The organism is Roseateles aquae, assembly GCF_032337115.1.
GTDB lineage: Bacteria > Pseudomonadota > Gammaproteobacteria > Burkholderiales > Burkholderiaceae_C > Roseateles_C > Roseateles_C aquae.
Window position 1 is genome coordinate 234,131 of sequence record NZ_JAVXZY010000002.1, and the last position, 21,863, is coordinate 255,993.

Below are 21,863 nucleotides of genomic sequence, written 5' to 3' on the forward strand. Positions count from 1 at the left end.
GGCTGGTGCCGTGGCCAGCGAGCGAGTTTTTCGCGCTAGGCTGCGGCCCATGTCGTACCGCCTGCTTCTCGTCCTGTCTGCTGTTGCGCTCAGCTTCACCAGCCTGTCTGTCCCTGCCTTGCCACAGGCCTCACGAGCTGCCAGGCCGACGGCCGAGTTGCAGCTGCGCATACTGGAAACCAGCGATCTGCACATGAATCTGCTGGCCTACGACTACTACCAGGACAAGCCCAGCCGCGAGTTCGGCCTGGCGGCCACCATGAGCCTGATCAAGGCCGCGCGCCAGGAGCAGGCCAACACCCTGCTGTTCGACAACGGCGATCTGCTGCAAGGTACGCCGCTGGGCGATCTGGTCGCCAAGATCGAACCGCTGCCGCCCGGCACGATTCACCCCGCCTACAAGTTGCTGAACGCGCTGCAGGTCGACGCCGCCAATCTCGGCAACCACGATTTCAACTATGGCCTGCCTTTCCTGCGCCAGACCCTGGCCGGGGCGCGCTTTCCCACCTTGAATGCCAATCTGCTGGATGCTCACAGTGGCAAACCAGCCTTCCAGCCCAGTGCGGTCCTGCAGCGGCGCTTTGTCGACGCGGCAGGCCGCGCGCAGCCCCTACGCATCGGCGTGATCGGCCTGGCGCCGCCGCAGGTGATGCAATGGGACAGGCAGCATCTGCAGGGCCGCTTGCGCGCCATCGATATGGTGGAGGCGGCCCGCCAGCAGGTGCAGCGCCTGCGCGCCGCTGGCGTCGACCTGATCATCGCGATCGCCCACAGCGGCTACGAGGCCGGCCCGCAGGGCGAAATGGCCGAGAACCGGGCCGGCGAGCTGGCGCAGCTGCCCGGCATCGACCTGCTGCTGCTCGGCCATGCGCACAGCGAGTTTCCCGGCCCAGGCTTTGCCCGCCATGCCGGCGCAGACGTCGCGCGCGGCACCATCCACGGCAAGCCGGCCGTGATGCCGGGGCGCTGGGGCGACCATCTTGGCGTGATCGACCTGCGCCTGCGCCGCGAGGCAGGCCGCTGGCGCATCGTCGACAGCCGCAGCGAGCTGCGCGCCATCTACGACCGTCAGCGCGGGCAGGCGCTGGTGGAAGCCGACCCTTGGGCTGCTACCTTGATTGCGGAGGAGCATCAGCGCACGCTGAACTACGTGCGCCGCGAGGTGGCACGCAGCGAGCTGCCGCTGCACAGCTTCTTTGCCCAGGTGCGGCCCTCACTGCCGGTGCAACTGGTGGCCCGCGCCCAGGCCGCGTTCGTTCGGCGCGCGCTGATCGGCAGCACGCTTGAGGGTCTGCCCATCCTGTCGGCTGCCGCGCCCTTCAAGGCCGGCGGCGCTCGCCAGGGCTGGCGGGCCTACACCGACATTCCTGCCGGTCCGCTGGCCATCAAGCATGTGGCCGACCTCTACCTCTACCCAAACACCATCAAGGTCTTGAAGCTCACCGGCGCCGAACTGCGCGAGTGGCTGGAACGCTCGGCCGCGCAGTTCCGCACCATAGACCCGGCCGGCCGGCCCGAGCAGGCTCTGCTGGATGAGGACTACCCCTCATTCAACTTTGACAGCATCGACGGCCTGCAGTACGCCATCGACGTCAGCCGGCCGCCTCGCTATGCCACGGACGGCAGCCGCACAGAGGCGCCAGGCGCGCGCATCGTCACGCTGTGCTTCCAGGGGCGTGCCATCGACGACAGCGCCGAGTTCCTGCTCGTCACCAACAACTACCGGGCCGCGGGCGGCGGGCGCTTTCCCGCGGCCGATGCCCGCCATCTGGTGCTTGATCTGCCCGACGAGAACCGCGAGGCGCTGGCCCACTACCTGAGCGAGTTGGGCACCTTCAAAGGCGGCCGCGTCGACGCCGAACCGTCGTGGCAGGTGCTGCCCGTGCCCGGCGTGAAGCTGGCCTTTCGCAGCGCCGATATCGCACGCGAACGGCTCGACCGCGATGGGCCGGTACAGTGGCTGCGTGACGCGGCTGATGGCTCCGCCTGGTTTGAATTGGCCGAGCAGCCACGAATCACATGCCGATGATGTGCTGCTGCCGGCTGCGCCCGGCTCAGGCCTTGATGTCCAGCAGCGTGCCCTCGGCGCGCACCTGGGTCTGCAGCATTTTCAGATTGGCCACGAAGGCATAGGTGGCCGAGCGCTGCTCGACCAGATCGGCTTCCAGGGCCGGCCCCGTCTCGCCGGATTGCGCCGCGCGAGCCTGCACGCCGTCAGCGGGCAGGCTGGACAACTCGACCCGCTCGCGCCGGTAGCCAGGCGTCTGGACGTTGGCGATGTTGTTGCTGGACGCGCGAATCCGCTCGTTCGCGGCGGCGATGCCGGACAAGGCGGTGGACAGACTGATGGCCATGGCGACGCTCCAACTGCTGGCGTGATGCCAGACATGTCGGCTGCCGCTAGGCAAACTTGAGAGTTGGGCCGAAAAAACCCCTCATTCCGGGGCTTTGGCCGTGAAAAACTGGGCAACGAGCGGGCCACAAGCGAGCCGGCCCATCGCCGCGGCGGCTCAGCCGGCCAGCTCCTCGTAACCGCCACTCGAGACAAAGACGCGGACGCAATCGCCACCGGCGGCCTTGGCCTCGGCACAGGCCAGGGCACCGGCGCCGAGCACGGCATCCACCGTTTCCAGCGAGTTCTGGATTTGCACCACGCCCACGCTGGCCTTGACCCGCGTGCGATGCAGTCCCCAGCGCAGCCGGTAGGCCGCCACCGCCGAGCGCACTTTCTCGGCCACGATATGGGCGTAATGCTGGTCGCAGTTGGGCAGCAGGATGGCGAAGTGGTCGTTTTCCAGCCGCGAGACCAGGTCGGAGGCGCGCACCTTGGTCACCAGCATCTGGCCCAGGCCGTAGAGGAAATGATCGGCCACCTCAGCGCCCATGCCGTGGATGACTTCGGTGAACTTGTCGACATCGAGCCAGAGAATGCAGACCGGTTCATGCCGGCGGCTGCCCACATGCTCGGCCAGACGGCGCTCAAACTCGCGCCGGTTGGCCAGCTCCGTCAGCGCGTCGTGCTTGGCCACCCAGGTCGGCTGCATGCGCAGCGCGCGAGCCGCCGTGATGTCATCAACAATCCAGAGCTGCTCGCCGCCCGGCTGATCCCAGTGCACCGGCGTGGCCTGCAAGCGGCCCCAGAAGCGCACGCCGTCGTGGCGCACGTATTCGATTTCCTCGTCCAGGGGACGGCCGGCAACGAAGGCGGCCGAGAGCCGCTCCTGCAGGCCGGCATGTGCGCCATCGGAAACATGGACCGCGCGGCTGTTCTGCCCACTCAAATCGGTGTCATCGCCATGGCCGAACAGATGATTGAAATGCTCGCTCACGACCTCAAAGCGCTCACCGCTGACAAAGGCCACGGCCATCGGCGCGCGTACCAGCAGGGCGCGCATCCGTGCGCCGGTCACATCAGAGCCGGCTTCGGGGGCCGCGTCGGGTTTTGCTTGCATCAGCTTCTCCTGGGGCACCGGTTCTGGCGGTGCGACACCCTATGGTGTACCGCTTTTGCGCCGGACTGGAAAGCCCGAAAAGCAGCGCTTTGCCGCCTTGTTGTACAGACGTTGCGGCAGCATCATGGCCGCGGACAGGGCAGCTTGTCGGCTTCACCAGCGCGCTCTCGTTCGGCGGTGCTCAGCGGGCCACCTTTGTCAAACACCACCCGCCATTGATCGCCCTCAAGCTTCCAAATCGAACTGAAGCGCAGCACGGCCTGACCGTCAGGACCACGAACCAGACCTGTCGACAGGGCCAGTTGCCCATCGGCCAGCACCTCGACCTGGTCAGGCGCCCAGGAAAACGGCGCACTCGCAGCTTCAAAAAACCCCTGCCATCCCTTCAGCACCGCGCTCTTCCCGCGCAGCACTTCGGCAGCGCCGAAAAAGACCGCCTGCTCGGACACGAAGCTGCCGAAGGCACTGAAATCCCGGCTGGCCATGCTGCGAGCAAAAGCGCATTCGGCGTCGCGCACTGCTTGAGGCGCCGAGCCGGCTGGTGCGGCGACAGCCACAGGCATCGCCAGCGCTACCGCAAACGGCAACGCTGAACGGCACAATACCCGCACCGCGCGACGCCCGGCGTGTGCCGCCTGTTTCTGTTCTCCCGCTGCTTCCGCATGCATAGACTGGCTCCTGATCAGGTTTTTATGCCGAGCCTTTTCCATCGCTCAGCTCGGCGCGCTTGGCGATTCTGGCCCTTGGGCGCTTGCCTGTATATCGCTGTCGCCCTGCTTTGTGGTACGGCCACCGCCCAGTCACTGCCCGCGCATCCTGCGCCGGTGATGCATATGGTGACGACGGAGTTTCCACCCTATATGAGCGAGCAGATGCCGGAGCAAGGCGTGGTCGTCGCCATCACCCGCGCGGCGCTGGCCAGTCAAGGCTGGCGCCTGGAATTGGCCTTCCGACCCTGGGCCCGTGTGCTGAGCGAACTCGAACAAGGGCAGCACGACGCCGTTCTTGGCGTCTGGTTCCAGACCGAGCGGGAACGCTACGTCGACTACAGCAGACCCACGGGGATCGCCACACCGATAGGCTTCTACGCCGTGCGTGCCGGAGTGGATGCTGGTATTGGCGCAAGCACGGCCGGCGGACGCGCGCCACTTGACCTCGCGGGCAAGCGGATTGCCACCGTCACCGGCTACGCCAACCCGCCAAGCTTTGAGCAGGCCTGCGCCGAGCAGCGCTGCCGGCAGGAGCGTGGCAGCAGCGATCTTGTCAACTTACGCAAGCTCCTGGCAGGCAGGGTGGACCTGGTACTGATCGACAAAGGCGTAGCTGCCCATCTGATCGCGTCAAACCGGCCGTCGCTGCGAGGGGCCGAGCAGTTGTTCTGGCTGGATCCACCCATCGAGCGAATGCCGCTGCATCTGGGCGTCAGCAAAGCGCTCGCCAAGCACCAGCAATTGCGCGCACTGCTTGATCAAGGCCTGCTCGCGATTGAAAGAAGTGGCGAGCTTGAACGCATCCGCCAACGCTGGAAGGCCCTGCTCTGATCAAGGTGCCGGCGGGGCGATCTGCTCGGCGTAGTCGTAGAGCGCGCCGAGAATCTCCTGGCTGCGCTCGTCCTCATGCGCCTCACCCAGCGCATCAATGCGTTCGAAGAACTGGGTCAGCGTCTGCGCACCACCCTCACCGCGGTGCAATCGTGCCGCGCAATGGTCCTGCCAACGCTGGGTTTCCTCGGGCGCCAAGGAATCCGGGAAGTTGCGCGCCCTGAAGCGGAACAGCAACTCGGCCAGTCGCTCATCGGCAAAGGCCGCGCGCCCCTCGGCCACGCGCTCCGACAGCGCCTCGGGGCTGAGCGCCCGCAGGCGGTTGAGCAGACGGCGGTCGTCCTGGCTGAGGAAACCACCGTACAGGTCCTCGTCGACATCGACCGCGCCCTCGGCCGGCGGGCGCTGGAAGACCTCGCCCCACAAACCGGCCAGCAGATGCGCGCTCTTGCTCAACAAGTCAGCATGCTGCATGCCCTGGGCCAGGTCCACGCCCCACCGCGCCGCCATTTCGGGAGACAGGGTTTTCAGCTGGCTGATCACCACCGGCGACTTGTTGATATGGATGGTCTTGATCGGCAGCCGCGTCTGCCCCTCGGGCAACAACTCCTGGCGGGTGAACATGCGCTCGCGGATGCTGGCGGCGTTCAGCGTCAGCAACTCGCTCGGGTCGGCGGCCAGATCCCAGACGATCAGCTCGTTCTTATTGGTCGGATGCGGGGCCAGCGGCCAGACCAGGGCGATACAGCCGCGCTCGGGCCCGTACATGCCGGACACATGCAGGAAGGGCCGGCCCTGCGACTGCGCGGCCTGGATCTCGGCCCAGACCGCATCCTTCTTCCTCAGCTTCAGGCAGAACTCAAACAGCTTGGGCTGAGCCGTTTTCAGCAGCCGGGCCAGGGCAATCGTCGCGCGCACATCAGACAAGGCGTCGTGCGCCGCCTCATGCGCCAGGCCATTGGCGGCCGTCAGGTGCTCCAGCTTGAAAGAGGGGCGGCCGTCCTCATGGCGCGGCCAGACGATGCCGTCGGGGCGCAGCGCGTAAGCGCAGCGCACCACGTCGAGCAGATCCCAGCGGCCACATTCGTTCTGCCACTCGCGCGCATAGGGATCGATCAGGCTGCGCCAGAACAGATGGCGGGTCACCTCATCATCAAAGCGAATGCTGTTGTAGCCCACGCCAACGGTGCCAGGTCTTGCCAGCTCGGCCTCGATGGCCGCCGCAAACTCGTGCTCGGGCAGCCCCTGCTCCAGACAGGTCTGCGGCAGGATGCCGGTCAGCAAACAGGCCTCGGGATCGGGCAACTGATCCGGCGCCGGCCGGCAATAGACCATCAAGGGCGCGCCGATCTCGTTCAGATCGGCATCGGTGCGCAGGCCGGCAAACTGCGCCGGCCGGTCGCGACGTGGCACGCGCCCGAAGGTTTCGTAGTCGTGCCAGTAAAAGCTCAAGGATTCCATGGGCGACACGATAACTGATCACACCGCACCGGTTCTGATGGAACTTCACGCCTGCTTCATCGTCGCTGAGCCAGGCTCGCGATAATCGGTGAGCTTCTGCTCACCACTGGATCATGGCTCGACATCCGAACGTTCCCACAGCTGCATCGCCTGAGGCCGGCATCGCCCTGCCCCGCCTGCTCTTGATACTTGGCGGTGTGCTAGGGCTGATCGTGCTGTTGCTGGGCATCGCCGCGGCCGTCGTGATCCCCAATCTGCCTTCGCTGGACAATCTGACCGATTACCAACCCAAGCAGCCCTTGCGCGTCTACACCGCCGATGAGCAACTGATCGGCGAATTTGGCGCCGAGCGACGTCACTACCTGCCGCTGGAGCAAATCCCGAAGCGGATGCAGAACGCCTTGCTTGCGGTTGAGGACAGCAATTTCTACGAGCATGGCGGGCTCTACTACCCTGGCATCCTGCGTGCGGCGCTGGCGAACCTGTTCAGCTCGCGCAGCCAGGGGGGCTCCACGATCACGCAGCAGCTGGCCCGCGATCTATACCTGACGAAGAAGAAGCTCTATAGCCGCAAATTCGTCGAGGTGCTGCTGGCTTTGAAGATCGAGAGCCAGCTGTCCAAGGAGAAGATTCTTGAGGTCTATATGAACCAGATCTATCTGGGACAGAAGGCCTATGGTTTCGAGGCGGCCGCTGAGGCCTATTTCGGCAAATCGCTGAAGGACCTCAGCATTGCCGAGTCCGCCATGCTGGCCGGCCTGCCGCAAAACCCCGCCTATGCCAACCCGATTGCCAACTTCCAGCGCGCCAAGCGGCGCCAGTTGATCGTGCTGGAGCGCATGCGCGACACCGGCGTGATCACGCCTGAAGACCACGACGCAGCCAAGGCCGAGAGATTGCACATCCGCTCAGCTCAAGACCAGCGCTTGCACGCCGAGTACGCGGCCGAGATGGCCCGCCAGGTCGTCTATGCCCAGTACGGCGAGGAGGCCTATACCCGCGGCTTCAAGGTCTACACGACGCTGCTCGCCGAGCAGCAGCAGGCCGCTTACAAAGCCCTGCGCAGAACGCTGCTGGAATACGAACGGCGCAAGCCCTATCGCGGGCCTGAGGCCTTTGTCGACCTGCCGGACGATGCCGCTGACGAAGATGCTGCCATTGCCCAAGCCCTCGGCGAGCATCCGGACAATGATGACTTGCGAGCGGCGGTGGTGACCAAGGTCAGCAGCGGCAAACTGCTGGCCAGTCTGCAAAACGGCGATGAGCTGACGATCACTGGCGACGGCCTGCGCGGCGTTCAATCAGCGCTGTCGGACAAGGCCCGGCCAGAGCTGAAGCTGCGCCGCGGCGCCATCATTCGTGTGATGCGCGGCGCACCCAGCAAGGACCAGCCGCAGGGCGCCTGGGTTGTGGTGCAGGCGCCAGAGGCTGAGGGGGCGCTCGTTGCGGTGGCACCCGACTCTGGCCGCGTGCAGGCGCTGGTCGGTGGTTTTGATTTCGCTCGCAACAAGGTCAATCATGTGACCCAGGCCTGGCGGCAACCGGGCTCCAGTTTCAAACCCTTCGTCTACTCGGCAGCGCTGGAGTTGGGTGTCACACCCGGCACCCTGGTCAACGATGCACCCATCGTCTATGACAACTGGGAGCCCAAGAACTACGACGGCACGTTTGATGGCCCGATGACGGTCAAGACCGCGCTGGCGCGCTCGAAGAACATGGTCACCATCCGCGTGCTGGAGCAACTCAGCCCGGCGCGCGCCAAGGCCTGGGCGGGCCGCTTCGGGCTGGATCAGGACAAGCAGCCCGATAACCTGACGCTGGCGCTGGGCTCGGGCTCGGTCACGCCGCTGCAGATGGCCAGCGCCTATTCGGTGTTTGCCAATGGTGGTTATGCGTTGAAGCCTTTGGTGATCGCGCGCATCACCGACGCCAAGGGTGCCGTGCTTTTTGAGGCCGATCCGCCCAAGCTCGGCGAGGAGCAGCGCGCCATTTCCGAACGCAATGCTTTCGTGATAGACAGCCTGCTGCAGGAGGTGGCTTTGCGCGGCACGGCAGCGCGCGCCTCGGCAGCGCTGAAACGTTACGACCTCTATGGCAAGACCGGCACCACCAATGACGCGGTCGACGCCTGGTTTGCCGGCTTTCACAAAACGCTGACGGCGGTGGTCTGGATCGGCTATGACAGCCCACGCAGCCTGGGCGAGCGCGAGACGGGAGGCGGCGCGGCCATGCCGGCTTGGATCGACTTCATGGCGGTGGCACTGCGCAATGCGCCGCCGGCTGAGATCGGCCCGCCTAGCGAGGGGCTCCTGCGCCAGGCCGATGGTGACTGGGTGTTCGAAGAGTTTGCCGGCGATGCCGGTATCCGCAGCATCGGCTTGGCGCCTGCGCCAGCCGACGCTGCAGCGTCGGCGCCAGCCCCGTGATTGCCCCATGAAGGCGGGCGCGCAGCACTGCACATTACAGCAGCTCAGACAAGCGCTTGCGTCGCTTCTGGCTGACAGCCAAGTTCACGGCCTGCGGCTACATTGACGGCATTCCGCCGCTCCAGCAGTCGCAAGGAACACACGATGAGCATCGTCAGCCCGCTTCGTCTTTGCCTCGTTCTTCTGGCAGTTAGCGGGCAAGCCGCCTCCGCCGAAGACGGCATCGTCACCGACCGCCCGGACTTCGTCGAGTCCAGCGATGTGGTCGGTGCTGGTCGGGTGCAGATCGAGACCAGCCTGGCCTGGGAGCGCAATTCGCGCGACGGCGTCAGCACACGCCTACGCTGCACACCAACGCTATTGCGCCTGGGGGTCAGCGAGAACTGGGAGCTGCGTCTGGAAACCGATGGCGCGCTGGCGCTGCGCACAACAGCCAATGGCCAGACCCAACGCGACACTGGCATGGCCGACGTCTCGCTGGGGGCCAAATGGCATTGGCAGGATGGCGACGAAGAGACCGGCAAGCCCGGCATGGGCTGGCTGTTTCACATTGATGTCGAATCCGGCTCCGCCGCCTTTCGGGGGCAGGGCTTGCGTCCCTCGGCACGTTTCGTGGCCGAGTGGGATCTGCCGGGCGGCATGTCGCTGGGTGTGATGCCGGGGCTGGTCTGGGATCGCAATGAAGAGGGCAAGCGCTTTGTCGGTGGCATTCTGGCGGCCGTCTTGGGCAAGCAGCTGAACGAGAACCTGCGCGGTTTCGTCGAGCTGTCGGCCCAGCAAATCGCCTCGACCAGGAACGGCGGCAATGTGCTGAGTTTTGACGCCGGACTGGCCTACCTGCTCAACCCCGGCATGCAGCTCGACCTTGCGATCTCACGCGGGCTGAACAAGAACACGCCGGACCTGCAGTGGACCGTCGGCTATTCGGTCAAGTTCTGAGTTGAAGCCTGGGCCAACAGGGCCTGCTCGCGCTCGGTACTGAGCCCGGCCTTGCTGAAACCCTGTGCCGACTCGGGTAGACCGCGCCACCAGGCCAAGGTGTCGCTCACCGTCTCGTCTATCGATCTGAGCTGCAGGCCCGCGGCCAAGGCCGCGGCGTTGCTGGTGCACAGAAAGGCCGCATAGTCACCCTCGGCGGGCAGCCAGAGGGGCAGGTCTTGCCAAGGGCGAACGCCCAGGTCTGCGAGTCGCTCGGCGCTCATCCACTGCCAGGCCGGCTCAAAGGCATGGTCCGCCGCCCGGACACAGGCGGCAAGCAGATCGGCAAAGCGATGCTGGCCCGGCGTCGTGGCCAGATTGAACACGCCGCCCTGCCCCTGTTCCAGGCGGTCCAGCGTGAAGGCAGCAAGATCGCGCGCATCGATCCATTGCAATGCGGCCTCGGCCGGCGCCGGCACCAGCAAAGGCTCGTCGGGCTGCGCCCGCGCCACCCGCGCCGGCCAGTAGGGGAATCGCTCGGTGTGGTCGTGCGGCCCCACCACCAGCGCCGGCCGGATGATCAGGCTGCGTGGCGCGCCAAAGCAGGCAAGCACCTGCGCTTCGCAGGCCGCCTTCAGCGGGCCATAGCTGACGGCGGTGATTTCTTCAGTCGCAGGATCTTCAAGCGCTGACGACTGCCCCAGCGGCGAGTCCTCGGCATTGCTGTGCGCAAAACTTGCATACGCCGAGACGCTGGAGATGAAGGCATAGCGCTCGACGCGCTCAGCCAGCAACTCGACACTGGCCTGCACCTCGCGTGGCAGATAGCCGCAGCAATCGATCACCGCATCCCATGTGCCGCTGCTCAGTGCCGACAGGTCCACACGCCGATCGCCATGGCGTTGCTCGACGCCCGGAAACAGCGCTGCACCCCGAGTGCCGCGGTTGAACAGCGTCAGCTCATGCCCGCGGGCCAGGGCTGCCTCGACCAGATGACGGCCCACGAACTGGGTGCCGCCGAGTAGCAGAATTTTCATCCGGCGATGCTAGCCGGCCAGTGACGAGCGTGCCGGAGGGCACGGGCGGCACGGCAGCCTTCAGTGCTTGCGCACAATCACGCTGCCAATCGAGTAGCCGGCGCCGAACGAGCAGATCACACCGGTATCGCCGGACTGCAGGCCGGCGCGGTGCTTGTGGAAGGCAATGATGGAGCCGGCCGATGCGGTGTTGGCGAACTCATCCAGGATCAGCGGCGCCAATTCCGAACCGGCCACGCCCGCCTCTGCACCGACCAGCTTCTTGATGATCAGCTGATTCATGCCCAGATTGGCCTGGTGCAGCCAGAAGCGCTTGATCGCGGACGGCTGCAACTCCATCGTGGCCAGGTGGGCTTCGATATGGGCGGCGGCCATGGGGACGACTTCCTTGAAGACCTTGCGGCCTTCCTGCTTGAAGGTCTTGTCGCGCGCCCCCGGGTCGCTGTCTTCGCTGCGGTTCATGAAGCCGAAGTTGTTGCGGATCGCATTGGAGAACTGGGTGACCAGCTTGGTGCCCAGCACCTCCCACTGCTCGGTCGCCGTGGCCAGATCGGCCCGCTCAATCAGCACCGCTGTGCAGACGTCGCCGAAGATGAAATGACAATCGCGGTCACGCCATTCCAGGTGCGCCGAGGTGATTTCGGGGCTGACCACCAGCACGCATTTGGCCGTACCGCTGCGCACCGCATTGACCGCCTGCTCGATGCCAAAGGTGGCCGAAGAGCAAGCCACATTCATGTCAAAACCATAGCCACCAGCGCCGATGGCCTGCTGGATCTCCACCGCCATGGCCGGATAGGCCCGCTGCATGTTCGCGGCGGCACAGAACACCGCGTCGACATCGCTGCCCTGGCGCCCCGCCGCAGCCAAGGCCTGGCGGCAGGCTTCAGCGCCGATCTCGGCCATCAGCGACAGCTCCTCGTCGCCGCGCTCGGCAAAGCGCGGATACATGCGGGTCGGGTCCAGCACGCCGCCCTTCTCGATCACATAGCGCTGTTTGATGCCCGAGGCCTTCTCGATGAATTCGACGCTGGAGTGGGTCAGCGGCGCGCGGTCGCCAGCGGCGATGGCCGCCGCATGCTGCTCGTTTTGGAGGTCGACGTAGCGGTTGAAGGCTTCGACCAGTTCGGCGTTGCTGATGGTGTGGGGCGGCTGGTACAGACCGGTGCCGCTGATGACGACTGCATGCATGAAATTCAATCCTGTAGCCCGGCCGAGATGCCGGGCGCGAGCCGAAGTGTAGCGAGCGCTATTGAAGTATCAGTAAGGGAAGGTCTGCATATGTCGGCGTGGGCCGTGGTTGAGAGAAAAGGGGCGGCTACGTAGGCGCGCTGCGAAGGTCGGGCTGGTGGCCCGACAGCCGAGCAGCGCAACGCCCGTGGGGGCCCCTTTTCTCTCAACCCGCAGGGCAAGCACCAGCCAAGCCCTGCCGGTGTTGCGAGCCTTGCGCAGGCCACCAGCCTGAGCTGCGGCTCGCGCCTAGGCAGGCCCTGGCTGGTGCTTGCCACGGCCCGCGCCGACATATGCAGACCTTCCTATGCGGACAAACCCCTTGTTTACGGCACGGCTTCGGCAGAGCCGCGTAGAATCAATCACCGGGCCCAAATTTTGGTGCCCGGTTTTTTGCGCCCGCCCCATGCCTTGCTGCATGGCCTCGCGGAACGCCAACCGGGTCTCCAAGTCAAGCGCTCGCAGCCGAGGCCGTGCACTGCACCAACGCACGCCGTCAATGCGAAACCCTTGAACCATGGAAATCTTTGACTACGACAACATCCTGCTGCTGCCGCGCAAATGCCGGGTGGAGAGTCGGGGCGAATGCGATACCTCGATCGAATTCGGTCCGCGCCGCTTCAAGCTGCCGGTCGTGCCAGCGAACATGAAGACGGTGGTCGATGAGAGCATCACCGAATACCTGGCCGCCAATGGCTACTTCTACGTGATGCACCGCTTCGACCTGGACAACGTCGCCTACGCCCGCCAGATGCGCGACAAGGGCCTGTTCGTGTCGATCAGCTCGGGCGTCAAGCCTGCCGATTACGCCGTGATCGACGCACTGGCCGCCGATGGCGTTGGCGCCGACTACATCACCATCGACATCGCCCATGGCCATGCCGACAGCGTGCAGCGCATGATCGCCCACATCAAGCAGAAGCTGCCCAACACCTTCGTGATCGCCGGCAACGTCGGCACGCCCGAGGGCGTGATCGACCTGGAGAACTGGGGCGCCGACGCTACCAAGGTTGGCATCGGCCCGGGCAAGGTCTGCATCACCCGGCTGAAGACGGGCTTTGGCACCGGCGGCTGGCAGCTCTCGGCGCTGAAATGGTGCGCCCGTGTCGCCACCAAACCCATCATTGCCGACGGCGGCATCCGCCATCATGGCGACATCGCCAAGAGCGTGCGCTTTGGTGCCTCGATGATCATGATCGGCTCGCTGTTCGCCGGCCACGAGGAATCACCGGGCAATACCGTCGAGGTCGATGGCAAGCTGTACAAGGAGTACTACGGCTCGGCGTCCGACTTCAACAAGGGCGAGTACAAGCACGTTGAAGGCAAGCGCATCCTGGAGCCGGTCAAGGGCAAGCTGGCCGACACCTTGCGCGAAATGCAGGAAGACGTGCAGAGCTCGGTGTCCTATGCCGGCGGCAAGCAACTCGCCGACCTGCGCAAGGTCAACTACGTCATCCTGGGTGGTGAGAACGCGGGCGAGCATCTGTTCATGTAATGCTCAGTGCCTTTCCTGCGTTTCGGCGCAGCGCAAACGCAGAGGAGCATTTGTTCATGTAGGACAATCTGCCATCTCCGTCTCCGCTACAGGGGCGGCTCCCGGCCTGGGAGTTCGCCCCTGTGCTTTTTCGATTTGAAGTGAACCGCGCCATGACCGAACTTGCCAAGTCTTTCGAGCCAGCCGCCCTGGAAGCCCATTGGGGCCCCTTGTGGGAGTCAAAGGGGCTGTACAGGCCCACTCTGGACCAAGACCGCGAGTCCTTCTGCATCCAACTGCCGCCGCCCAATGTGACCGGCACGCTGCACATGGGCCATGCCTTCAACCAGACCATCATGGACTCGTTGACGCGCTACCACCGGATGCTGGGCCACAACACGCTGTGGGTACCCGGCACCGACCACGCCGGCATTGCCACCCAGATCGTCGTTGAGCGCCAGTTGCAGGAACGCGGCGTCGAGGGCCAGAAGAGCCGCCACGAGTTGGGCCGCAAGAACTTTGTTGCCCGGGTCTGGGAGTGGAAGCAGGAGTCCGGCAACACCATCACCCGGCAGATGCGTCGCATGGGCGACTCCGTGTCCTGGGAGCACGAGTACTTCACGATGGACGAGAAGCTGTCCAAGGTCGTGACCGAGACCTTTGTGCAGCTGTTCGAAGAGGGCCTGATCTACCGCGGCAAACGCCTGGTCAGCTGGGACCCGGTGCTGAAGTCCGCCGTGTCCGACCTGGAAGTGTCGAGCGAAGAAGAAGACGGTTCGCTCTGGCACATCCGCTATCCGCTGGCCGATGGCAGCGGCGATCTGGTCGTGGCCACCACCCGCCCGGAAACCATGCTCGGCGACGTGGCGGTGATGGTTCACCCGGAAGACGAGCGCTATCTGGCCCTGATCGGCAAGACGGTCAAGCTGCCGCTGACCGATCGCGAAATCCCCATCATTGCCGACGACTATGTCGACCGCGAGTTCGGTACCGGCGTCGTCAAGGTCACGCCGGCCCATGATGTGAACGACTATGCCGTCGGCCAGCGCCACCAGCTGCCAATGATCTGTGTGCTGACGCTTGACGCCACCATCAACGACAACGCGCCCGAGGCCTATCGCGGCCTGGACCGTTTTGTAGCCCGCAAGCGCATCGTGGCCGATCTGGAGGCGCAGGGCTTCCTGGCCGAGGTGAAGAAGCACAAGCTGATGGTGCCGCGCTGCGAGCGCACCGGCCAGGTCATCGAGCCGATGCTGACCGACCAATGGTTCATGGCCGTCACCAAGCCAGGCAAGTCGGGCCGCAGCATCGCCGATGGCGCGATCGAGGCCGTCGCCTCCGGCGATGTGAAGTTCTATCCCGAGCAGTGGGTCAACACCTACAACCACTGGATGAACAATCTGCAGGACTGGTGCATTTCGCGCCAGCTCTGGTGGGGCCATCAGATTCCGGCCTGGTACGGTAGCAACGGCGAACTCTTCGTGGCCCGCAGCGAAGAGGAAGCCCGCGCCAAGGCCGATGCCGCCGGCTACACCGGCACGCTTGCCCGCGACGAAGACGTGCTGGACACCTGGTACTCCTCGGCCATGGTGCCCTTCTCGACGCTGGGCTGGCCCGAGCAGACCAAGGAGCTGGAGCTGTTCCTGCCTTCCTCGGTGCTGGTCACCGGCTACGACATCATCTTCTTCTGGGTCGCCCGGATGATCATGATGACCAAGCACTTCACCGGCAAGGTGCCCTTCCACCATGTCTACATCCACGGCCTGGTGCGCGACTCGCAGGGCCAGAAGATGAGCAAGTCCGAGGGCAATGTGCTGGACCCGGTCGATCTGATCGACGGCATCGAACTCGGCCCCTTGCTGGACAAGCGCACCACAGGCCTGCGCCGCCCCGAGACGGCGCCCAAGGTGCGCAAGGCCACCGAGAAGGAATTCCCCGAAGGCATTCCCGGCTTCGGCGCCGATGCCTTGCGCTTCACCTTTGCCTCGCTGGCGACGCTGGGCCGCAATATCAACTTCGACAGCAAGCGCTGCGAGGGCTACCGCAATTTCTGCAACAAGCTCTGGAACGCCACCCGCTTCGTGCTGATGAACACTGAAGGCCAGGACTGCGGCCTGCTCGAGCACAGCAAGGAGCAGTGCGCACCGGGCGGCAGTGCCCATGGCTATCTGCAGTTCAGCCAGGCTGATCGCTGGATCAGCAGCGCGCTGCAGCGCACCGAGTTGGCCGTTGCCCAGGGCTTTGCCGATTACCGGCTGGACAACGTCGCCAACGCGATCTACAGCTTTGTCTGGGACGAGTACTGCGACTGGTACCTGGAGATTGCCAAGGTGCAGATCCAGACCGGCAGCGAGGCGCAGCAGCGCGCCACGCGGCGCACGCTGATCCGCGTGCTGGAAACCACGCTGCGCCTGCTGCACCCGATCGCCCCCTTCATCACCGAGGAACTGTGGCAGACCGTGGCCCCCATCGCAGGCCGCAAGGCCGCCGATGCGGAGAGTTATCTGGTCAACGCAGCCTACCCCATCGCCAACCCCGAGCGCATCGACGAAAAGGCCGAGGCCTGGGTGGCCAATCTGAAGGCCGTGGTCGGCACCTGCCGCAGCCTGCGCAGCGAAATGAATCTGTCGCCGGCCGAACGCGTGCCGCTGCTGGTCGGCGGTGACACCGGCTTCATCGCCGAGGCGGCCGCGGTGCTGAAGGCCCTGGCCAAGCTGGCCGAGGTGCAGCTGATCGCTGACGAGGCGCAATTCGCCAGCGCCAGTGCGACCTCGCCGGTACTGGTGCATGGCGAAGCGCGCCTGGCCTTGAAGGTGGAGATCGATGTCGAGGCCGAGCGCGCCCGCCTGGCCAAGGAAATCGCCCGCCTCGACGGCGAAGTCACCAAGGCCACGGCCAAGCTCAGCAATGAAAGCTTTGTTGCCCGCGCGCCGGCGGCCGTGGTGGAACAGGAGCGTCAGCGCATCAGCGAATTCAGCAACACGCTGACGCGCCTGCGCGCCCAGCTGGACCGCCTGCCTGCCGCCTGAATCAGCTCAGCGCCAGCCTGATTCCTTCGCGAGATCAGGCAGCGCGGCGGGCCCGGTCGAGCGGAACTGCGGCGGCGCCTCGGGCGGGGCGCCGAGCAGCTCGTCCAAGCGCCGCGCCACACTCCAGGCCGCACGGGTGCGCGACTCGCGCGTGGTGCTGGCCAGGCGCGGCGTCACCTGCAGGCCCGGCAGGCCGTGCAAAGCGCGGCCAGGCTCGAGCCAACCCGGTTCCATGCTGTCGAACCAGGCCGCCAGCAGGCGCCCGCTGCCCAGCGACTCGGCCAGCGCAAGATCGTCAAAGATGGCCGAGTAGCTGAGGCTGACCATCACCTGCCCCGGTTTGCCAAAACCCAGCACACGCTCGCCGATCAAGCCGCGGTAGCGTTGGTAGAAGGGCAGCTGCACGCTCAGGGCATCACTCTGCTCCATCAATTCACGCAAGGACACCGGCTCCAAGCCCCAGTTGGCCCACAGCGGATCGCTCTGATGCAGGCTGGGGTCATAGGCCAGCAGCCGGGTGCCGAAAACTGGCAAGAGCTGCGCCAGCATCCGCGCCGCCGGCGTCATGCCGATCAAGCCAACGGTGGCACAGCCGAGTTCACGGCCCACCAGCATGCCATCGGAACTCTGCACCGGCACGCGGCGCAGCAGCGCCAGCAGCGCACCGACCACGAACTCCGCCTCGGCATTGGCCGTGGCGGTTGTCGAACGCACCAGCTCCACCTGGGCCTGGCGGCAGGCTTCCACATCGATGTTCTCAACGCCGGCGCTGACACGGCCAAGCACCCGCAGACGCGGCGCCGCGCGCAGGAAAGTCGCATCCACCGCCACCGAGGCCGGCAGCACCAGGCCATGCACCTGGTGCAGCGCCTCGCGCAAGGCCTGCGGCTGTTGCGCCAGCTCAGGCGCAAAACGCAGCGGGTGGCGTTCGGCCAGCCACTGCATCACCTCCGCCTCCAGGGCTTCGACGATCAACAGAGTCATTATTGTTAGCTCTTGTACAGGCACCGGCACGGCCCCTCGCCCGTGCCACAATGAGATCAAGCAAGCACACAGTGTAAGGACATGAAGCTCACCAAGGCGATTTTCCCAGTGGCCGGCCTCGGCACCCGTTTCCTCCCCGCCACCAAGGCGCAGCCGAAGGAGATGCTGCCGGTCGTCGACAAACCACTGATTCAGTACGCAGTGGAAGAAGCCTACGCCGCGGGTGTACGCGAAATGATCTTCGTGACCGGCCGCCACAAGCGCCCGATCGAAGACCACTTTGACATGACTTTCGAGCTCGAGGTAGCCCTCGAACAGGCGGGCAAGCAGGAGTTGCTGGAGGTGGTCCGTAGCGTCAAGCCAGACGATATGGAGTGCATCTATGTGCGCCAGGCTCAGGCCCTGGGCCTGGGTCACGCCGTGCTTTGTGGTCAGCGCCTGATCGGCAACGAGCCCTTCGCCGTGCTGCTGGCCGATGACTTGATGGTCGGCCCGCCGAATGGCCAGCCGGTGCTCAAGCAGATGGTCGACCAATTCAATGAATGGCGCGCCTCCATCCTGGCTGTGCAGGAAGTGCCCCAGGAGCACACGCGCCGCTATGGCATCGTGGCCGGCACCGCCGTCAACGAGCAGCTGATGGACGTCAGCCGCATCGTCGAAAAGCCGGCGCCCGAGGCCGCGCCATCACGCCTGGCCGTCGCCGGCCGCTACATCCTGACGCCCGGCGTCTTCCGCGAGATCGCCAGCCAAACCCGTGGTGTTGGCGGCGAGATCCAGCTGACCGATGGCATTGCCGGCCTGCTGCGCCGCGAAAAGGTGTTTGCCTATCGCTACGACGGCAAGCGCTACGACTGCGGCAGCAAGGAAGGCTTTCTGCAAGCCAATGTCGAGCTGGCGCTGGCCCACCCGCAACTGGGCCCAGGCTTCCGCGACTATCTGCGCAGCCTCGAGATCTGAGCCGGCACGCTGCAAACACAAAAGGCCACGCACTGCGTGGCCTTTTGCTTGATCAGCCGTCTGGTCGGCTGATCGCTCATTGCGGCTTGACTGCCAATTCAGCGCCGCTTCAGCACATGGAAGAACTCGCCATTGGCGCTGCTTTGTTCGACCAGCTCATTGCCGGTCTGGCGCGCGAAGGCCTGGAAATCGCGGGTCGAACCCGGATCGGTCGCGACCACTTTCAAGAGCTGGCCGCTTTCCATCTCGGCCAGCGCCTTCTTGGCCTTCAGAATCGGCAGCGGGCAATTCAGCCCGCGGGTATCGAGTTCCTTGTGAATGTCCATGCTCATCCTTGCAATGCGCCGATTCTAGAAGCCTGAGCGCAGCAGCATCTCGGTGTTTGCGCCCTCCGTGCCTGCCAGTTCAGGCCGGGAAGACACCGGTCGACAGATAGCGGTCGCCGCGGTCGCAGACGATGAACACGATGGTGGCATTGCTCAGCTGGCGCGCCAGCTGCAGCGCCACCCAGCAGGCACCGGCCGCAGAAATGCCGCCGAAGAGGCCCTCTTCGCGAGCCAGGCGGCGGGCCATGTCCTCGGCATCGGACTGCCCGACCAGCACCAGCTCATCGACATGATCGGGCTTGTAGATCTTCGGCAGATAGGCTTCGGGCCATTTGCGAATGCCGGGAATGCGCGAACCTTCGGCCGGCTGCGCACCCACAATACGGATCGCCGCGTTCTGCTCCTTCAGGAACTTCGAGGTGCCGGTGATGGTGCCGGTCGTGCCCATGGCGCTGACGAAATGGGTGATCTGCCCGTCGGTATCGCGCCAGATCTCGGGGCCTGTGGTTTCGTAATGGATGCGCGGATTGTCTTCGTTGGCGAACTGATCGAGCACCCGGCCCTTGCCATCGCGCTGCATCTGCTCGGCCAGATCGCGGGCGTATTCCATGCCGCCGGAGCGTGGTGTCAGCACCAGCTCGGCACCGAAGGCCTTCATCGTCTGGGCCCGCTCGATCGACAGATCCTCCGGCATGATCAGCACCATGCGATAACCGCGCATGGCCGCGGCCATGGCCAACGCAATGCCGGTGTTGCCCGACGTGGCTTCGATCAAGGTGTCGCCCGGCTTGATGTCACCACGCTCCTCGGCACGCCGGATCATGCTGATGGCCGGTCGGTCCTTGACCGAACCTGCCGGGTTGTTGCCCTCCAGCTTGGCCAGCAAGACATTGCCACGCGCGGCCAGCTCGGCGCCCAGCACGCGCTGCAGGCGCACCAGCGGCGTGTTGCCGATCACATCCTCAAGGCTGGGGTACTGTTTTTTGTTCATGATGCGCATTGTCGCAGTGACATCGTCTCTTTGCATGGCATAATCATGGGCTTCAAGTCTGAGGGACTTGGCCGGTTGGCCCGGGTGGCGAAATCGGTAGACGCAGGGGACTCAAAATCCCCCGCCGCAAGGTGTGCCGGTTCGAGTCCGGCCCCGGGCACCAACACAGTGCCAAGCCCTCAACACTGAAGTGTTTCGAACGAGCCCCGCCTGCCGGGGCTTTTTTGCGTCCGCGCGGCTGTAATCAGAACAGCTTTCAGCGCTGCGGCAAATTACCCAACGCATGACTGAGCCTGCTCCCGCCCTCGCCCTCAGGCCCTGTTGCGACCGCATACACTTGCCCCGTTTGCGATGCCGAATCAAGACCGCATCGCGCTTCCAGCGAGCCGCAAGACATGCCCCCCATTCCCGCGATCACCAAGGCCTTCATGCTGGCCTGTGTCGGCTTTTTCTGCGCTTTTGTGCTTTTGCCGCCCGGTCTCTCGGGCTGGTTCCAGCTGTGGCCGCTGCAATCAGGCAACTTCCTGCCCTGGCAAGTCATCACCTACGCCTTCTTGCATGGCGATGTCATGCATCTGTTCTTCAATATGCTGGGCCTCTGGATGTTCGGCTCGGAGCTGGAGCGCGTCTGGGGTTCCAAGCGCTATCTGCATCTGCTGATCGCCAGCACCTTGGCGGCCGCTGGTGTGCAGCTGCTGTTCACGCTGCTGATCGGTTCCTATGCGCCGACGGTGGGCGCATCAGGCGCGCTGTTCGGCCTGCTGCTGTCCTTCGGCATGCTGTTTCCCGATCGCATCATCATGCCGCTGTTCCCGCCCATTCCGATGAAGGCCAAGTACTTCGTCGCACTCTTCGGCGGGCTTGAGTTGATGATGGGCTTGGGCGGCAGCACCGGCATTGCCCACTTCGCCCACCTCGGCGGCATGCTGGGCGCCTGGCTGATGATGCGCTATTGGCGCGGCAGCCGCCGGCGCTGAAAACCGCTCAGGATCGGCCGGCCAGCAAGCCCTCAGCGGGTGTGGGGTAGCGCAGCTTCAGCCGCAGCTCGGTCCTCAGCCGGCGATTGCTCAAGCGTCGGGATTCGCTCATGAAGCTCAGCTGCATCGGCGACATCTGTGTGATCGCTTCAGCGCGCGAGATCCGCAGTGGCCGCGGCTGCTGCAGCAAATCAGCGGCCAAGTCGAAGTAGTCCCCCATCAGCAAATCGGCATCGTCGCAGACATGCAGCAGCCGCTGAGGCGCACCGCGCAGCAGGGCCAGCAGGCAGGCGCGGGCCAGATCGTCGGCATGAATGTGGTTGGTGTAGACGTCGTCGTCGCGGCACAGCACCGGCGCCCCTCGTGCGAGGCGTTCTCTCGGATGACCGCCCTCGCGGTCCCAGGCGTAGATGCCGGGAATGCGCAGCACGGTGACCGCCACGCCGTGCTGGCGGCCGAACAGCCGCAGCCGCTGCTCGGCATCGACGCGCCGCTGTGCCCGCGCCGTTGCTGCGCGCACCGGCCGCGTTTCGTCAAACGCGGCGCCGCCGCAATCGCCGTAGACACCGGTGGTGCTCGCATAAACCAGCCGGTGGGGCTTGCCCGAGCGCGCCAGTGCTCGAATCAGGTTCAGGCTGCGACGGTCGACCTCGCCCTGCCCCGGCGGCGGCGCCAGATGCAAAACCAGATCGGCCAGACCGGCCAGGCGTGCCAGGTCTTGCGGCCGGTCCAGATTGCCAATCAGGGGGATCGCACCGGCGTCGCGCAGCTCGGCGCTGCGTGCCGGGTTGGAGCTGAGTGCGTAGACCGTCCAGCGCCCTGCCAGCAAACGCAGCACGCGCATGCCGACATCGCCGCAGCCAACGATCAGCAGGCGCAAGGCTCGCTTGGGGCTGTTCGATCGGGCATGGCGCATCGGTGCTGGGCGGGCTGTGGCAAGGGTCATGGCTTGGATCAGGAACGCCCCGGGCGGGCTCAGGCAAAATACCCGGTCAGTGTACGGCCCGCCCTTCTTCGGACGGGCCGCGTTTTTGTCTGCAGCCATGCACTTCAAGGCCGC

Annotated in this window: 18 protein-coding genes and 1 tRNA gene; 9 read left to right on the forward strand and 10 right to left on the reverse strand. The window is 65.2% G+C overall.

Features of this window, described 5'->3' with window-relative positions; genetic code table 11:
* Window positions 1-49: 49 nt before the first annotated feature.
* Window positions 50-2,029: a bifunctional 2',3'-cyclic-nucleotide 2'-phosphodiesterase/3'-nucleotidase gene (locus RQP53_RS06340; RefSeq protein WP_315649385.1), complete on the forward strand. Its 1,980-nt coding sequence runs from the start codon at window positions 50-52 to the stop codon at window positions 2,027-2,029.
* Between the two features lie 25 nt (window positions 2,030-2,054).
* Here the strand turns inward: RQP53_RS06340 and RQP53_RS06345 are convergent, their stop codons facing one another.
* The 3 genes from RQP53_RS06345 to RQP53_RS06355 all read right to left on the reverse strand — a co-directional run bounded on the left by RQP53_RS06345 (window position 2,055) and on the right by RQP53_RS06355 (window position 4,120).
* On the reverse strand, window positions 2,055-2,354 hold the full coding sequence (locus RQP53_RS06345) for a flagellar basal body protein (RefSeq protein WP_315649386.1): 300 nt from the start codon (window positions 2,352-2,354) through the stop codon (window positions 2,055-2,057).
* Between the two features lie 156 nt (window positions 2,355-2,510).
* A complete protein-coding gene (locus tag RQP53_RS06350; RefSeq protein WP_315649387.1) occupies window positions 2,511-3,452 on the reverse strand; it encodes a GGDEF domain-containing protein in 942 nt (313 codons plus the stop codon).
* 122 nt (window positions 3,453-3,574) lie between these two features.
* The gene (locus tag RQP53_RS06355; RefSeq protein WP_315649388.1) at window positions 3,575-4,120 is read right to left on the reverse strand and encodes a YybH family protein; all 546 of its coding nucleotides are present in this window, start codon (window positions 4,118-4,120) and stop codon (window positions 3,575-3,577) included.
* Between the two features lie 165 nt (window positions 4,121-4,285).
* On the opposite strand from RQP53_RS06355, the gene RQP53_RS06360 reads away from it, so the two are divergent.
* A complete protein-coding gene (locus tag RQP53_RS06360) occupies window positions 4,286-4,993 on the forward strand; it encodes a substrate-binding periplasmic protein (RefSeq protein ID WP_315649884.1) in 708 nt (235 codons plus the stop codon).
* Here the strand turns inward: RQP53_RS06360 and sbcB are convergent, their stop codons facing one another.
* The gene (gene sbcB / locus RQP53_RS06365) at window positions 4,994-6,454 is read right to left on the reverse strand and encodes an exodeoxyribonuclease I (protein WP_315649389.1); all 1,461 of its coding nucleotides are present in this window, start codon (window positions 6,452-6,454) and stop codon (window positions 4,994-4,996) included.
* Window positions 6,455-6,567: 113 nt separating this feature from the next.
* Here sbcB and RQP53_RS06370 point away from each other — a divergent pair, with 113 nt between their 5' ends.
* On the forward strand, window positions 6,568-8,880 hold the full coding sequence (locus RQP53_RS06370) for a penicillin-binding protein 1A (protein ID WP_315649390.1): 2,313 nt from the start codon (window positions 6,568-6,570) through the stop codon (window positions 8,878-8,880).
* Window positions 8,881-9,024: 144 nt separating this feature from the next.
* Window positions 9,025-9,819, forward strand: coding sequence for a transporter (locus RQP53_RS06375; protein ID WP_315649391.1), 795 nt, complete (start codon window positions 9,025-9,027; stop codon window positions 9,817-9,819).
* Here the strand turns inward: RQP53_RS06375 and RQP53_RS06380 are convergent.
* Entirely contained in the window at window positions 9,801-10,835 is a 1,035-nt protein-coding gene (locus RQP53_RS06380) for an NAD-dependent epimerase/dehydratase family protein (protein ID WP_315649392.1), read from the reverse strand. The two genes, RQP53_RS06375 and RQP53_RS06380, sit on opposite strands and share 19 nt — an antisense overlap.
* A gap of 60 nt (window positions 10,836-10,895) precedes the next feature.
* Window positions 10,896-12,026, reverse strand: coding sequence for a beta-ketoacyl-ACP synthase III (locus tag RQP53_RS06385; protein WP_315649393.1), 1,131 nt, complete (start codon window positions 12,024-12,026; stop codon window positions 10,896-10,898).
* Window positions 12,027-12,582: 556 nt separating this feature from the next.
* On the opposite strand from RQP53_RS06385, the gene RQP53_RS06390 reads away from it, so the two are divergent.
* A complete protein-coding gene (locus RQP53_RS06390; RefSeq protein WP_315649394.1) occupies window positions 12,583-13,560 on the forward strand; it encodes a GMP reductase in 978 nt (325 codons plus the stop codon).
* 152 nt (window positions 13,561-13,712) lie between these two features.
* Window positions 13,713-16,568: a valine--tRNA ligase gene (locus RQP53_RS06395; protein WP_315649395.1), complete on the forward strand. Its 2,856-nt coding sequence runs from the start codon at window positions 13,713-13,715 to the stop codon at window positions 16,566-16,568.
* A gap of 6 nt (window positions 16,569-16,574) precedes the next feature.
* On the opposite strand, the gene RQP53_RS06400 is transcribed toward RQP53_RS06395, so the two are convergent.
* Window positions 16,575-17,552, reverse strand: coding sequence for an NAD(P)-dependent oxidoreductase (locus RQP53_RS06400; RefSeq protein WP_315649396.1), 978 nt, complete (start codon window positions 17,550-17,552; stop codon window positions 16,575-16,577).
* 81 nt (window positions 17,553-17,633) lie between these two features.
* Here RQP53_RS06400 and galU point away from each other — a divergent pair, with 81 nt between their 5' ends.
* Window positions 17,634-18,509 carry a UTP--glucose-1-phosphate uridylyltransferase GalU gene (galU, locus tag RQP53_RS06405; protein WP_315649397.1) on the forward strand — a complete coding sequence of 292 codons (876 nt, stop codon included), beginning with the start codon at window positions 17,634-17,636 and terminating at the stop codon, window positions 18,507-18,509.
* A 98-nt stretch (window positions 18,510-18,607) separates the two neighbouring features.
* On the opposite strand, the gene RQP53_RS06410 is transcribed toward galU, so the two are convergent.
* The gene (locus RQP53_RS06410; RefSeq protein ID WP_315649398.1) at window positions 18,608-18,835 is read right to left on the reverse strand and encodes a sulfurtransferase TusA family protein; all 228 of its coding nucleotides are present in this window, start codon (window positions 18,833-18,835) and stop codon (window positions 18,608-18,610) included.
* A gap of 79 nt (window positions 18,836-18,914) precedes the next feature.
* A complete protein-coding gene (gene cysM / locus RQP53_RS06415) occupies window positions 18,915-19,826 on the reverse strand; it encodes a cysteine synthase CysM (RefSeq protein ID WP_315649399.1) in 912 nt (303 codons plus the stop codon).
* 78 nt (window positions 19,827-19,904) lie between these two features.
* On the opposite strand from cysM, the gene RQP53_RS06420 reads away from it, so the two are divergent.
* Both RQP53_RS06420 and RQP53_RS06425 read left to right on the forward strand, forming a co-directional pair.
* Window positions 19,905-19,989, forward strand: a tRNA-Leu gene (locus RQP53_RS06420).
* A gap of 232 nt (window positions 19,990-20,221) precedes the next feature.
* Window positions 20,222-20,803: a rhomboid family intramembrane serine protease gene (locus tag RQP53_RS06425; RefSeq protein ID WP_315649400.1), complete on the forward strand. Its 582-nt coding sequence runs from the start codon at window positions 20,222-20,224 to the stop codon at window positions 20,801-20,803.
* Window positions 20,804-20,810: 7 nt separating this feature from the next.
* On the opposite strand, the gene RQP53_RS06430 is transcribed toward RQP53_RS06425, so the two are convergent.
* Window positions 20,811-21,749 carry an NAD-dependent epimerase/dehydratase family protein gene (locus RQP53_RS06430; RefSeq protein WP_434064062.1) on the reverse strand — a complete coding sequence of 313 codons (939 nt, stop codon included), beginning with the start codon at window positions 21,747-21,749 and terminating at the stop codon, window positions 20,811-20,813.
* Window positions 21,750-21,863: the final 114 nt, after the last annotated feature.

Coding starts and splice junctions, on each gene's coding strand:
- sbcB (WP_315649389.1), bottom strand. CDS start 6,454: ATGGAATCCTTGAGCTTTTACTGGCACGACTACGAAACCTTCGGGCGC.
- RQP53_RS06380 (WP_315649392.1), bottom strand. CDS start 10,835: ATGAAAATTCTGCTACTCGGCGGCACCCAGTTCGTGGGCCGTCATCTG.
- RQP53_RS06395 (WP_315649395.1), top strand. CDS start 13,713: ATGACCGAACTTGCCAAGTCTTTCGAGCCAGCCGCCCTGGAAGCCCAT.
- RQP53_RS06340 (WP_315649385.1), top strand. CDS start 50: ATGTCGTACCGCCTGCTTCTCGTCCTGTCTGCTGTTGCGCTCAGCTTC.
- RQP53_RS06400 (WP_315649396.1), bottom strand. CDS start 17,552: ATGACTCTGTTGATCGTCGAAGCCCTGGAGGCGGAGGTGATGCAGTGG.
- RQP53_RS06385 (WP_315649393.1), bottom strand. CDS start 12,026: ATGCATGCAGTCGTCATCAGCGGCACCGGTCTGTACCAGCCGCCCCAC.
- RQP53_RS06430 (WP_434064062.1), bottom strand. CDS start 21,749: ATGACCCTTGCCACAGCCCGCCCAGCACCGATGCGCCATGCCCGATCG.
- RQP53_RS06425 (WP_315649400.1), top strand. CDS start 20,222: ATGCCCCCCATTCCCGCGATCACCAAGGCCTTCATGCTGGCCTGTGTC.
- RQP53_RS06410 (WP_315649398.1), bottom strand. CDS start 18,835: ATGGACATTCACAAGGAACTCGATACCCGCGGGCTGAATTGCCCGCTG.
- galU (WP_315649397.1), top strand. CDS start 17,634: ATGAAGCTCACCAAGGCGATTTTCCCAGTGGCCGGCCTCGGCACCCGT.
- cysM (WP_315649399.1), bottom strand. CDS start 19,826: ATGAACAAAAAACAGTACCCCAGCCTTGAGGATGTGATCGGCAACACG.
- RQP53_RS06360 (WP_315649884.1), top strand. CDS start 4,286: ATGGTGACGACGGAGTTTCCACCCTATATGAGCGAGCAGATGCCGGAG.
- RQP53_RS06375 (WP_315649391.1), top strand. CDS start 9,025: ATGAGCATCGTCAGCCCGCTTCGTCTTTGCCTCGTTCTTCTGGCAGTT.
- RQP53_RS06345 (WP_315649386.1), bottom strand. CDS start 2,354: ATGGCCATCAGTCTGTCCACCGCCTTGTCCGGCATCGCCGCCGCGAAC.
- RQP53_RS06350 (WP_315649387.1), bottom strand. CDS start 3,452: ATGCAAGCAAAACCCGACGCGGCCCCCGAAGCCGGCTCTGATGTGACC.
- RQP53_RS06355 (WP_315649388.1), bottom strand. CDS start 4,120: ATGCATGCGGAAGCAGCGGGAGAACAGAAACAGGCGGCACACGCCGGG.
- RQP53_RS06370 (WP_315649390.1), top strand. CDS start 6,568: ATGGCTCGACATCCGAACGTTCCCACAGCTGCATCGCCTGAGGCCGGC.
- RQP53_RS06390 (WP_315649394.1), top strand. CDS start 12,583: ATGGAAATCTTTGACTACGACAACATCCTGCTGCTGCCGCGCAAATGC.